General features: G+C 67.7%; 9 protein-coding genes. All 9 read left to right on the forward strand.

What is annotated here, in order from left to right; genetic code table 11:
- The first annotated feature begins 16 nt into the window (after nucleotides 1-16).
- Entirely contained in the window at nucleotides 17-3,991 is a 3,975-nt protein-coding gene (gene eccCa, locus AB0I10_RS22040) for a type VII secretion protein EccCa (RefSeq protein WP_363154242.1), read from the forward strand.
- An 82-nt stretch (nucleotides 3,992-4,073) separates the two neighbouring features.
- A complete protein-coding gene (locus AB0I10_RS22045) occupies nucleotides 4,074-5,492 on the forward strand; it encodes a DUF6177 family protein (RefSeq protein WP_363154244.1) in 1,419 nt (472 codons plus the stop codon).
- Nucleotides 5,493-5,692: 200 nt separating this feature from the next.
- Nucleotides 5,693-6,025, forward strand: coding sequence for a hypothetical protein (locus AB0I10_RS22050; protein ID WP_263270055.1), 333 nt, complete (start codon nucleotides 5,693-5,695; stop codon nucleotides 6,023-6,025).
- A 50-nt stretch (nucleotides 6,026-6,075) separates the two neighbouring features.
- Nucleotides 6,076-6,387: a pore-forming ESAT-6 family protein gene (locus tag AB0I10_RS22055; protein ID WP_363154245.1), complete on the forward strand. Its 312-nt coding sequence runs from the start codon at nucleotides 6,076-6,078 to the stop codon at nucleotides 6,385-6,387.
- 128 nt (nucleotides 6,388-6,515) lie between these two features.
- Nucleotides 6,516-6,983: a DUF6507 family protein gene (locus AB0I10_RS22060; RefSeq protein ID WP_363154246.1), complete on the forward strand. Its 468-nt coding sequence runs from the start codon at nucleotides 6,516-6,518 to the stop codon at nucleotides 6,981-6,983.
- 230 nt (nucleotides 6,984-7,213) lie between these two features.
- The gene (locus AB0I10_RS22065) at nucleotides 7,214-10,222 is read left to right on the forward strand and encodes a hypothetical protein (RefSeq protein ID WP_363154247.1); all 3,009 of its coding nucleotides are present in this window, start codon (nucleotides 7,214-7,216) and stop codon (nucleotides 10,220-10,222) included.
- 98 nt (nucleotides 10,223-10,320) lie between these two features.
- Nucleotides 10,321-10,998 carry a hypothetical protein gene (locus tag AB0I10_RS22070; RefSeq protein WP_363154248.1) on the forward strand — a complete coding sequence of 226 codons (678 nt, stop codon included), beginning with the start codon at nucleotides 10,321-10,323 and terminating at the stop codon, nucleotides 10,996-10,998.
- A gap of 278 nt (nucleotides 10,999-11,276) precedes the next feature.
- On the forward strand, nucleotides 11,277-12,068 hold the full coding sequence (locus tag AB0I10_RS22075; protein ID WP_363154249.1) for an immunity 49 family protein: 792 nt from the start codon (nucleotides 11,277-11,279) through the stop codon (nucleotides 12,066-12,068).
- The gene (locus AB0I10_RS22080) at nucleotides 12,065-12,901 is read left to right on the forward strand and encodes an immunity 49 family protein (RefSeq protein WP_363154251.1); all 837 of its coding nucleotides are present in this window, start codon (nucleotides 12,065-12,067) and stop codon (nucleotides 12,899-12,901) included. The genes AB0I10_RS22075 and AB0I10_RS22080 overlap by 4 nt, the downstream gene beginning before the upstream one ends.
- Nucleotides 12,902-12,923: the final 22 nt, after the last annotated feature.

Below are 12,923 nucleotides of genomic sequence, written 5' to 3' on the forward strand. Positions count from 1 at the left end.
TGAATGACGGACGACGATGAGTACCCGACTGATACATCGCCCGGCCAGGACCACCCGGCCCCCGGTCGCCTCCGAGGCGCGCATCATTGAGGCACCGCCCAACCTCCCTGAGGGGAAGGCGGGCAACATCGCGATGTCGCTGCTGCCTGTCGCCGGTGTCATGTCGTCCGTCGTGATGATGACGGTCGTACGTAACAGTCAGTTCGCCGGGCTCGGGGCGATCATCCTCGTCGTCACCGTCATCGGTTCCGTCGCGCTCGTCTTCTCGCAGCGTGGCAAGGCCCAGCGCACCCGGCGCACCCAGCGCGAGGCGTATCTGGCCTATCTGGAGGACCTACGCGAGGAGCTTGCTGCCGAAGAGCGTCAGCGGCGCGAGCGTGCCGACGTGCTCAACCCGCCGCCGCCCGCCCTGTACGACATCGTGCGCGACCCGGCTCGCCTGTGGGAGCGCCGACGCGTCGATGGCGACTTCCTGCGCGTGCGTGTCGGCACCGGCGAGATGCCCGTGCGCGACTTGCAGATCGCTCAGCAGGGCTCGTCGGTGCTCACCCCGCCCGACCGGTTCATGCTCAACGAGGCGTCGGCGCTGATGGCCCGCTTCCGCACCGGCACCGAACTCCCGCTCACCGTCCCGCTCGACCGCGTCGGCAACATCAGCGTCATCGGCCCCCGCGAGGACTGCCTGCGCGTCGCACGCGCCCTGCTCGTCCAAGCCGCCGCCATGCACGCCCCCGACGACGTGGCGATGGCGCTCGCGGTGCCCGGAGACCGGATCGCCGAATGGGAGTGGGCCAAGTGGATGCCGCATCTGCTCGACACGGAGCAGTTTGACGGCCCCGTTGCCGCTCGCCGTATCGCCCCCTCCGCACCCCAGCTCGCCCGGCAGCTCGGCCCTGAACTGCGCCGTCGCGCCTCCTATGCGGCCGAGGTGCGGCGCGGCCTGTCCGGCAACGACGCGCTGTCCATGACGTCCCGGCTGCTCGTCGTCGCCGACTGCCACGGTGAGGATGCCGTCGATCTGCCGCGACCCGACGAGGCAGTCGGTCTGCGGGAGATGGGTGTCACCGTCCTGCACCTGCTTGAGCAGCGGGTGCAGGAGCCGGGTCATGTCGGAGTCCGGATCACCATCGACGGCGATCAGGTGCTCATCGAGGACCTGCGCGAGCAGGAGCCGGTCAGCGCCCACGGCACGGTGGACGAGGTCAGCATCCCGTTCGCCGAGGGCCTGGCCCGGATGCTGGCGCCGCTGCGCCTGTCCGCCGAGTCGCTCGCCGACGCTCCCCTGACCGGGCCCGTCGACTTCGCCGACCTGCTAGGCATCGACGACGTGGCGCAGCTTGACGTGTCCCGACTGTGGGCGCCGCGCGGCGAGCGTGCCTTCCTGCGCGTACCGATTGGCATCAACGACTCCCACGAGCCGGTGCTGTTGGACCTGAAGGAGTCCTCGGAGCTCGGTATGGGTCCGCACGGTCTGTGCGTCGGCGCCACCGGCTCCGGTAAGTCGGAACTCCTGCGCACCCTTGTCCTCGCCCTGGTGGCCACACACCCACCCGAGGACCTCGCCCTGGTACTGGTCGACTACAAGGGCGGCGCGACCTTCGCGCCGTTCGCGAACCTGCCGCACGTCGCCGGTGTCATCACCAACCTGGAGAACCAGGCCGGCCTCGTCGAGCGCGTCCATGCCTCGCTCGCCGGCGAGGTCAAGCGCCGCCAGCAGGTCCTCAAGGACGCGGGCAACATCGCCGACATCGGTGACTACGCCGCGCTGCGCGCCAACCAGCGAACAGACCTGGAGCCGCTGCCGCACCTGTTCGTCGTCATCGACGAGTTCGGTGAACTGCTCACCGCCAAGCCGGACTTCATCGACCTGTTCCTGTCCATAGGCCGCATCGGCCGCTCCATCGGCGTGCACCTTCTGCTGTCCAGCCAGCGCATCGAGGGCGGCAACCTCAAGGGCCTGGACACCTACCTCTCCTACCGGCTGGGCCTGCGCACCTTCTCCGCCGACGAATCCCGTACGGTCCTGGACACCACGGACGCCTTCCACCTGCCGCCGCTGCCCGGCTTCGGCTACCTCAAGGTCGACACCAGCCACTACGACCGTCTCAAGGCGAGCTATGTCTCGGGTGCCTACCGCGGCCCCGCGCGGCGCGAGGATGAAGAGGACGCCGGGCCGCTCGCCTTTCCCTACGAGACCTTCAACACCGCAACCGGTGCGGGGGATTCGGAGGTGCAGGAGCCGGCAGTGCGGCGCCGCGAGATGGGGCCGACCGAGCTGGGCGTCGTGGTCGAGCAGTTGGCGAACGCCGCCGGTACGGTGCGTCGCATCTGGCTGCCCCCGGTGCCCGACGCGATCGCTCTGGATGCGGTCGCTGGACCGTTGGACGTCGGCACGCGCGGTATGCAGCTTGCGGGGCGCCGTGGCCCACTGGAGGTGCCGCTCGGTCTGCTCGATGATCCGGCCAGGCAGTGGCAGGGCCAGTGGTACCTGGACCTCACGGTGGCGGGCGGCCATGCTGCCGTCATCGGCGGCCCGCAGTCCGGCAAGACCACGCTCCTGCGCACCCTCGTCCTCTCGCTCGCGCTGACCCACACCCCGCAGGAGGTCGGCGTCTACGGTCTCGACCTGGTCGGCGGCGGCCTGGCGGCCCTGTCGGGCCTGCCGCACGTCGGGGGTGTCGCGGGTCGCGTCGACCGTGAACGGGTGGCGCGCACCGTCGACGAGGTACGGCACATGCTCGCGGCCCGGGAGGACCTCTTCCGCGAGCACGGCATCGACTCCGTCGAGCAGCTGCGTACCCTGCACGCGGCGGGTCGGCTGCCCCAGCTGGCGTCCGCCGAGATCGTGCTCGTCATCGACGGCTTCGGGGCGCTGCGCGACGACTTCGAGGAGCTGGAGGACGCCGTCGCCGACATCCTTCAACGCGGCGGCGGTTACGGCATCCACGTCGTTGCGGGCATGCTGCGCTGGAATGACGTGCGCATCGCCGTCCAGTCGAACTTCGGCACCCGCGTCGAGCTGCGGCTGAACGACCCCAGCGAGTCGAGCATCGACAGCAAACTGGCAGTGACCCTTTCGCCCGACGAGCCCGGCCGCGTCCTGACCGCCGGCAAGCTCTTCGCGCAGGTCGCGCTTCCCCGTACGGACTCACTCGCCGACACCGCGGACATGGGCGCGGTCCTGGAGCGTGCGGCCCGCACGATCCGCGCTACCTGGAGCGGTGAGGTGGCCCAGCCGGTGCGGGTGCTGCCGCACCTCCTGGAGCCCCATCTCCTGCCGGGTCCGGTCGCCGAACCCCAGCGGGTGCCCATCGGCCTGGACCAGGCGGCCCTCGAACCCGTTCTGCTCGACCTGTTCCAGCATGACCAGCACCTGCTGATCATGGGCGACAGCGAGTGCGGCAAGACCAATCTGCTGAAGACCATCGCCGACGGTCTCATCGAGCGCTATAGCGAGGACGAGTTGGTCTTCGCCGTCATGGACCCCAGGCGCAGTCTGCGTGGCGCGATCCCCGAGGAGTTCAACGGCGGCTACGCCTACAACGCCAAGCTGTGCGCGGGCCTGGCCGCCGGTATCGCCACCGTCTTGGACAAGCGACTGCCCGACGACGGCGCGCCCCTTGAGGACCTGGAGCCCGGCAGCTGGGGTGGCGGTCCGCGGATTGTGGTCCTTGTCGACGACTACGACGTGCTCACCACCGCCGGCCAGGAACCGCTGGCCCCGTTCCTGCCCTACATCCCCTCCGCGGTGGACATCGGCCTCCACTTCGTCCTGACCCGCCGCGTGGCAGGCGCCTCACGCGGCATCTACGAGCCCCTGGTGCAGGGCCTGCGCGAGTCGGGATCCTCGGCGCTCCTCATGGCAGGGGACCGCGGTGAAGGCCAGTTGTTCCCCGGCGTCTATGCCTCCTGGCAGCCGCCGGGCCGCGGTGTCCTTATCCGCAGGGGCCAGTCCAACCGCCTGATCCAGACCGTGTATTCCCCCGCGTGACATACAGGAGAGCTCTCGCGCCCGCGCGGACCACGCCACGTACGGCATCGATGCCCCGAACGATGAAGGACCGGACGACCACATGACCAAGGACGTCATTGCCCTGACCCAGCGCATGCCCGACCCGTGGGCCATGCTCGCGGGCCTGCTCTCCGGTGGCCCCGACAAGCTGGTGGACACGGCGGGCGAGGGCGCCGTCGTGCGACTGTGCGACGAGGAGGGACGCCCTCTCGTCTCCGTCGAGGCACCGCTGCTCGTGCAGGTCGCGGGCGAGGCCGAGCGGCTGCTCGGGGCCACTCCGCCGCCGCTTCCGTACTGGTGGACGGAGGCCCGCGCGACCACCGGTGTGGGAGAAGCCGAGCGGCTCGCGGGCACCTTCGCGGCCCGGCTGGCCGCTTTGGCCGACGGCTCGGCCTGGCCGCCGGAGGCTGCGCAGTCCCTGGCCGTGGTGAAGACCGACGGCGTGAGCGTCGCGCCCACGCCCGACGCCGGGCAGCCCGCCGTCGACGTCCTCACCGACAAGGTCGCCGTCGTCATCCAGGACCGCCCAGTGGTCGCCATGACGGCCTGGCTCCAGGACGCGTTTCATACCGCCGCCAACGCCGAGCTGGGCCTCCAGGTCGTCACCCCGGCAGGAACCACGCTCTCCCCGGCCGTACGCGCCAGCCTGAGCAACTGGCCCTCCCGCTGGGTCGTGCGCGATGAGCGGGACGGCTACTACGACGGACAGTCCGGAGCCGTCCTGCGTTGGCAGGAAGGCATGTTCGCCCCCGTAGCGGGGGTCGACGCGACCGCTGACGATCCCCGCACCCCGGTGGCCGCCTCCTACCAGGAAGTCACGGACACCGGTGAGCAGCAGCTGGCCGTCACGTTCCGCACGGTCCATCCCGCGGACGAGCGTTTGGTCCTTGGCGGCGCGCTGGAGTCGATATGGCGCGAACTCACCGGTGAACCTCCGGCCGGGTGGGGCACCGCGGAGCCCGCCAACCTTCGCTGGTCGCCGCGCCAGATGACCGACCTCGCCTATGAGAGGGCGCCGGAGCCGACCTGGTTCGTGGTGGTCGGCAGCCCGGAGCGGCCGGGCCTGGCCACGGTGCGTGTCAGCCGTACGAAGGCGGGCGTGGAGGAGTACGTCACGCTGATGTTCGGCTACGGCTCCGACGAGGAGCCGCCGGTGGACGCCCTGCCCAGGGCCGCGGAGGTGCTCGCCACCCGACACCGCCTCCTGTCGATGCTCGTCCAGATCCGCAAAGCCCACCGGGACCTGGCGGTGCCGCCCCGCTTCGAGGGCCCCGGTGTCCCGCTGGCCTTCGTGCTCGGCGCAGAGGAGGTCCGCCAGATGCCCGGCGACCGCGCCCGGAACACGCCCCTGTCCCAGCCGCCCGTCCCCCTCGGCCCCAAGACCCGCCCTGCGATGTACTACCCGCTGCCTGGAGACCCGTTGGACCTGTCGGGCTGGCAGGACTTCGAGCGCCTGGTGCGGCATTTGAAGGGCGAGTGAGAGCACCTGGACCGGTCGCACCTGCGCGTGGACCTCCCTACCGATCACGTTGCAGGCATGGGTAGGCGGGTGGGCTCCTAACTGTTCTGAGCCATTGTCAGACCTTGGTCATAGCATCGGGGTTGCGGATTGCACCAATGACTTCGCAGTTGATAGGCATGACCGTACATATGATCGTCAAGTCTGGCGGGGGGAGCCCGATGAAGTTCGACATGGGGGCGCAGACGCTCTCGACCCTGAGGTCGAAGTCGCAGGGGTCGAGCACGGAACTGGGGACGTTGATCCGCCAGCTCGTGCAAGCAGCACAGCCGTTGGAGGGCAAGTTCAACGGGTCGGGCAAGGCGGCATTCGACTCGTTCAAGTCGCGCGCGGACGAGATCACGTCGGCGTTGAACAGTGCGCTGGCCGCGATTGTGGGCGGTCAGTCGGGCATGGAGACGGCATTCGGCTCAGGCGACCAGGAGCAGGCCGACAACGCCCGGTCGCAGATGTCGGCGGCGAACTTCGACGCGGCCCGCTTCTCGGGCCGCTGACAGTACCGGTTACGACAGAAGTACTCAGATCTCAGCGGGGAGTGATTGTGATGGCTGCTGGCATGGACCGTCGTTCGTACGACTCGGGTGCGTCCGCGGAGGCGCAGGGCAACATCCAGGCGGTGATCGCGCGCCTGGAGCAGGTGATGGCGGCGCGTGATGCGCAGGTGAAGGCAGCGATGTCGGACTTCGCGGCGGATGGTGTCGCGGAGGAGTACCACGGCAAGGAACTGCGCTGGAACAGCGCCTCGCAGGAGGTCAAGAGCATCATCCAGTTGCTGAAGACGACGCTGGAGAAGAACGACGGCACCGCCCACCAGACGCTCGCGCGCGCGAAGGCCGCGGTCGACAATATCGGCTGAGCCGGCCTCAGCACATATAGACAGAAGAGCCAATCCTTCGGAGTGCGCCGACGGGTTGCCGGCCGTGGGGGACGGCACCGCGCGCTTCACGGCGGCAGTGCCAGAAATGTGTACGCAGGGGGGCGTTCATGGCGTCATGGGACATCCAGCCACAGGGAGTGCAGGGCCAGTTGAAGGTCGTCGGCACACATGCCGAAGATCTGGGGAAAGCCCTCAACACACTGCTCTCTGACATCCAGGAAGCGGCTCAGGCAGCGGGTACGGCCGTGCCGGGCACGCAGGCCATGACCACCCCGATGCGCGGGCCCGCGTCCTTCAGCGCATTGCCGCAGGGCAAGCCGGTGGGACCGGTGGCCCCCGACCTGCTGCCACAGAAACGGACGGGACCGGTCGCCGCGGCGCTGGCCGAGTACGTGACGAAGCGCAAGCCTGCCATGAAGAAGATGGCCGAGCGCTGCCAGGCCGCCGTTCTGGGGGCTGCCAAAGCCACCAATGAATACGTCCAAGGCGATCTGGAGGCGGCCAAGAACGCCCAGAACGCCGCCCGTCACGTGCGGCTGGATGCTCTCAAGGACTTCGGGGGGAAGAAGAAGTGAGCGGCGGACCGGTCGACCCGGCCGATGTACCGGTCTACACCGGCAATCTGGACGTTCTCGAAGCCAAGGCGAAGGCACTGTCCCGCGGCGGCTCCAAGGTCCAAACCGCTGGCTCAGACGTCCACAAGTCCTTCGGCGGACTGGCCGCCTTCTACAAGGCACCCGAGGCGGAGCAGCTGTTCGGCGTCACCAAACCGGTGGAGCGCACGGCACACGACCTCAGTGACGACATGCACGTCATCGCCAAGGCTCTGGGCACCTACGCCCGTGAGATCAGGCCACTGATCCACCAACTGAAGCAGCTCAAGCAGGAAGCCGCCGACTTCCGCGACAACGAGGCCGCCGAAGACGACTGGAGCGAGGACGGCGACCTGACCGACGAGAACCTGGGCCGCCGCAACAAGATCGCCGAAGTCTGGGCCGCGTTCCAGGAAGCCGAACGCGACTGCCACGCCAAGATCGTCGCACTCGTACACGGCCACGCGCTCCACACGATCGACGCTTCCCACAAAAACGGCTACGGCTATGACGCCGAAGCCCTCAAGGCATCCAAGAGCCTGCCCTGGGGCGAGGCGGTCGAGGAATCCATTCCCGCGTGGCAGGTGTGGGAGCACGCCTACGAATTCGGCAAGGGCTTCATCGTCGACGGCGTGGGGGGCACCATCGACGGCATCTACACCCTGTTCGGCGGGCACGGCGGGGATGCTGCCGGCGAGGCGTGGAAGGGTCTGGCTAAGCTCTCCACCGCAATTACGATCACCGCCCTGCCGATTGTGGGGCAGACCTACTGGATGCTGCCGGGGAAGATGCTCCCCTCCTGGCTGCGGGACTCTCGTACCACGGTGCTGGATACCGGCAAGGCTCTTGTGGCCTGGGACCAGTGGGAATCAAACGGCTCCCGGGCCGCCGGCGCGGTCACCTTCAACGTCGTCACCGCCGTCTTCACCCGCGGTGGCGGTGCCGCCGTGCAGGGCGCGGGCAAGGCCGGCGCGATGGCCAAGGGCCTGTCCGTCGTCAGCAAGGTGGGCAGCGCCGTCGACCCGATGACCTACGTCATCAAGGGCGCAGGCGCGGGCCTGTCGAAGGTCGGCGACGTGATGGCTCACCTCAAGGGCCTCGGCCACGTCGAGGTCCCGAAGATTTCCGAGGGCGCCTACAGCCTGCCCGAAGGCGCCACCAAGATGCCGGACGGCACGATCCAGCTGCCCGAAGGCGCCGCCGTTCCGGAAGGGGCAACCAAACTCCCGGGCGGCAGAATCAAGCTGCCCGAGGGCACGGTCACCTTCCCACCGGGGACGGTAAAGGACCCATTCACCGGGAAGTTCATGGACCCCAGAACCGACCTCTACAACGAGGACGGCAGCCTCTTCCAGCGCGCCGAGGACGCCCGCAAGGAAAAGTCCGCCCCATCCACCACTGGCGCGGACAACCCACGAGTCGAGACCCCGGCCCGCCAGGAACAGCGGATCCCGGCCGGCGTCGGCGGACGGGGCGACGACATCACACGCGTCGGCTCGGACATCTCCGACCCGACCCGTGCCAGCGACAACGCTGGCCACGGCGCCGCTGGCTCACACGACAACACCCCCATGGGCCGCGCCGACGGCCATGGCGCCCCCGGCGGAAACGTGGGCGACCACATGCCCACGAATAGCCTGGACGACAACACAGTCGGTGGCAGTGGCCACACCACCGACACCCCGACCAGCGGTGACCACGGGCACGACCCGACGAAGTCATCCAGTGGGGACCACGCGCCCGGCGGCGTCGGCGACGCCGGCGGTCCTGGTGAAACAACGCCTGTCGGGCCGCCAGGCAATCGGGCCGACGGATCATGGGCGGGCGAGAACGGGCTACATCTAGACCAGGAAGCGAACGCCGCCGCGGACGACTTCATGCGCAGGTCCGCTGAGGCGGAGCCGCGCATCACTGAGGCGATGCAGGACATCGCTGGCAAGGCCGACGACGGGAAGTTGATCGGCCTGGAGTACCGCCTCAAGGGGGAGGACTCCCTCAAGCGCAAGCTCGCCACTGACATGCTTGAAGACATCGGCATGGACCACGGCCGAGCGCTCGGCGATATCAAGGACTCCATCCGCTACACGATGGAGGTCCCGAGCAACCGTTACACCCACGGAGTGCAGCAGGCGATCAACGGCCTGCAGGCCAGGGGGTTCGAGAACGTCACGTTCAAGAACACCTGGGACTCCGTCGGCTACAAGGGAATTAACTCAACCTGGCGCGACCCGGTCAGTGGCCAGGTCTTCGAGCTGCAATTCCACACAGCCGATAGCTTTGCGGCCAAGATGGACGGCCACGTCCTGTACGAGAAGGAGCGCCTGCCCGGAGTCTCCCGCGACGAGATTGCCGCGATCAAGGTCGAGCAGGCCGAACTGTTCGGCAAGGTGCCGGTACCGCATGATGCGGGTGCCATCAGGATCGGTGCACACGGCGCGGACGATGTGGCAGCCGCACTCGGCAAAGACCTCGACTCAACGGTTCACGACCTCGGGGCGGTGGGCGACGATGTCGGGGGCTTGGGCAAAGACGCGGCAGACATCAGTGGACTGCGTGACGATGCGCTGGACGCTGCGGGCAATGCGGAGAATCCGTACGCCCACGGACCCAACGGCGGCTGGGGAGGAGCCGGTTGGGTCGAAAAGCCCTCGGATTATGCGGCTGGTGTGTACGAATCGCTCCGGGCCACACCCAATCACGTTGACGTCCCCGTGATGGCCCGTAACACCGGTATCGATGAGGCCGTCATCCGGCAGGTGAAGACCCATATGATCAAGGAACAGCACGACGTGGTCATCCGGCCCGGGGAGTCTAAGCGTGGTCTCTTCACGCCTCGCGATGACCTGGCTGAACTGTGGGACGGTGCCCGAAAGGGCACCCTGGACGCAGACCAGATCGTGGAATTCAGGCACCTGATGACGCACGAGTACGTGGAGAGCCGGCTGATGAAGGGGGGTCTGCCGTACGTGTACGACGAGACGGGCCTGTGGAGGTGGGGCGACGAGGGTGAATTCGAAGGCAGGAGGTCGCCGAAGAGCCTGTCTGCAGCAGGTGCACACGACCTGGCGCCCAACCCTGCACGGGGTGGTTTCGGGAGGCAGTGGCAGAAGCTTGGCCTCAGGCACCCCAAGACGGATCTGGCCGCTGATTTGTCCAACATCGATGACTTCGTGAAGGATATTGTTAAGGAACTGCGAGCCAAGGGGGTGGACCTGAAGTGACCGAGAATTCTTCACGCAGGGTGTTGGAGCGACTGCGTGCCATTGACTGGGCCGACGATTTCGCGGCATCCGATCACGCCAATTCGCGTGCTTTGCTCATGCGCGAATACCTCCGACGAGCCGCTCTGTGGGCGCGTGCTTGTGGGGCAGAGCAGTCCTGGCCTTTCTTCGACGTCGCGGAGCACGTCGATGCGGAGTTCCAGACACCCCCCGATGTCGCCGCCGAAGTGGAAGAAGTCCTGGCCAGGCTCGCCCCGACTTCGCTGAAGCGGACCTGCCGAGCCGCTATCCGGTGGGCGGCGCTCCGTGACGTCCGAGACGACCTGCCTGCCGATCTGCCGGACCCCTATGAACCGCTCCTCCTCATGTACGAACGGGGCGGTGGGTACTTCCTGGAGGAGTATCTCGACCTCAACGGCGTGATGATCCGGCTCGGCAACGTGGAGAGCAACGCGTCCGCCACGTCCTTCGTCACGCTCGCCCCAGCGACACTCGACGCGCTCGATGCCGAAGGCCAGATCACCTACTACGCGAAGGTCAGCGAGGGCTACCCCCGGCACAAACCGCGCGGAATCGTCCGGCGTCGAATCGACGAAGGCCAGACGTATGACGAAGCCTTCACCCGGCACCTCCGCTGGGAGCCGACCGAGTACCTCAATCTGTACGACCTCGGTCACAACGAAGTGGACCATGTCAAGATCACAGAGATCGAGGCTGCCGCGTTCATCGAATCGGTGACGGCGAAGATCCTTGGCTCCCCTTCGGTCACACCGTGACCGTCACGTTCTTGCCTGCTCGCCATTGCCTGCCTCGCCTATGACGGGAGGAGCCCGATCGAGGACGAGTCGGAGTACCTGCCCAAGCACCTCCTGCAGCACGGTTGGCTCGGCGAGTTCCCCACGTGAGGCACCTGGCACCCTGGTCGAGTCCGACTACCTGCCCAGCGAGCTCCTCAACCGCGCCTGACGGGGCGATTTCCCGACCTGAGGTACAGATGATCACAAGCGTTCCCCGCCATCCCTTTCCCACAGGGAACGCGGAAGACGGCCTCGCTGTGCTCCAGGAGAACGCGCAGGAACTGATCGACGGTCTGGAAGCGGGCACCGCCAATCTGGGCGATGCCCTGGGCACCACGGTCACCCTGGCCGAGGCACACTGCCTGATGGACCCGCGGGCCGCGATCTTCCCCACGTGGGACGCCTGGGTGAACGCAATGCAGGTCGGCTCCGCCCTGTTCGCCGCCGCGACCACGACCGAGGAGCACGTGCAGTGCCGCATCGCGCACAAGGACCGCACGCTCCGGGCCACCGGCGCGCAGTGGTACGTACACCCGGGAACCTGGCTCAGCGCCTTCTACCTGGCTGTGGTGTGCCGAGAGAAGGACAGGATCACAGCCCTGTGCCGTGTACCCCCGTCCCTGCTACGGGAGAACGGCTCACGCTTCGGGGAGTACGACTACGCCTGGATCGACACCCTCCAGACCTATTGGCTCGGCGGCCAGGACCTCGTCCCGAAGCTGGTGACCGCGGTCGACGCCACCGACCCGGAAGCCGTCGACGACCCTGAGACGGTGGACAAGCTGCTGTACCCCCCAATGGAGATGTTCCACCGCTTCATCCGCAAGGACCAGGACGGCTTCAACAAGGCACTGGCCAACGCCCTCCAGTGGCACAAGCAGTACTGGAGCGACGAGGAGCGAGCCTTTCAGATCTCGGGCCTCGTCGCCCTCGCCCCCCTCGCCATGGCCTGCATCGCCCACGACGCGGGCATCTCCATCGAGGTCGAGTCCGAGTACCTGCCCGCCGTCCTCATCAAACGCAACTGGTGCGGCGAGTTCCCCACGTGAGACACCTGGAACAGATGGCAGCGGTGGTTCCCGTCATGGAGGGGTCGCTGTCCTATTCGTTGGAGGAGATCGAGACCTCGCACAACTCCAGGTCGGGCGCAGTCATGAGGTCGCTGAACGTCGCCCTCGTCCGCTGTGTCGGGGACCCCGGTGCCGGCATATTGGAGACCTGGGAGTCCTGGCTGCTGGCCATGCAGGTACATTCGGCCGTCTTCGCCGCCGCCGCTCCCGACCGGGAAACGGTCACCTGCAAGATCCGCCAGGAGGAGCGCCACCTCGCCGCCACCGGACCGCAGACCTACCTCAACGCGAACACCTGGCTCAACGCCTTCTACCTCGCGGTCATCTGCCGTGAAGCAACCCGCCTCGACATGCTGGCCCGGATCCCGGTGTCCCTGCTGCGCGACTTCGGCGGCGCCCTGGACGAGTACACCTACGCCTGGGTGGAGACCCTCCAGAGCTTCTGGCTCCGCCGGGACGACCTGCGCACGCACCTGGTGCGCGCCGTGGACCTGAGTGCTCCCGAGCACGCCCGCGTCGTCGACGCGGAGACGATGACCAAGCTCAAGTACCCGCCGATCATGATGCTCTACCGCTACCTGCGCAACGACGCCGCCGGCTTCAACGAGGCCCTGGTCGACGCCGTCCGCTGGCACAAGGAGTACTGGACCGCCGACGAGGACCGCGCCCAGAACATCCAGGGGGTCGTAGCCCTCGCTCCGCTGGCGATCGCCAGCCTCGCGAAGGCCAACGGCATCCCGGTCGAGGTCGAGACCGACTACCTCCCCGAGGCCCTCCTCGACTTCTCCTGGCGCGGCGAGTTCGACGCGTAACACCGCACCCCACGTAAGGCGC

It is taken from the genome of Streptomyces sp. NPDC050636 (assembly GCF_040654775.1).
In the GTDB taxonomy this organism is placed as follows: domain Bacteria; phylum Actinomycetota; class Actinomycetes; order Streptomycetales; family Streptomycetaceae; genus Streptomyces.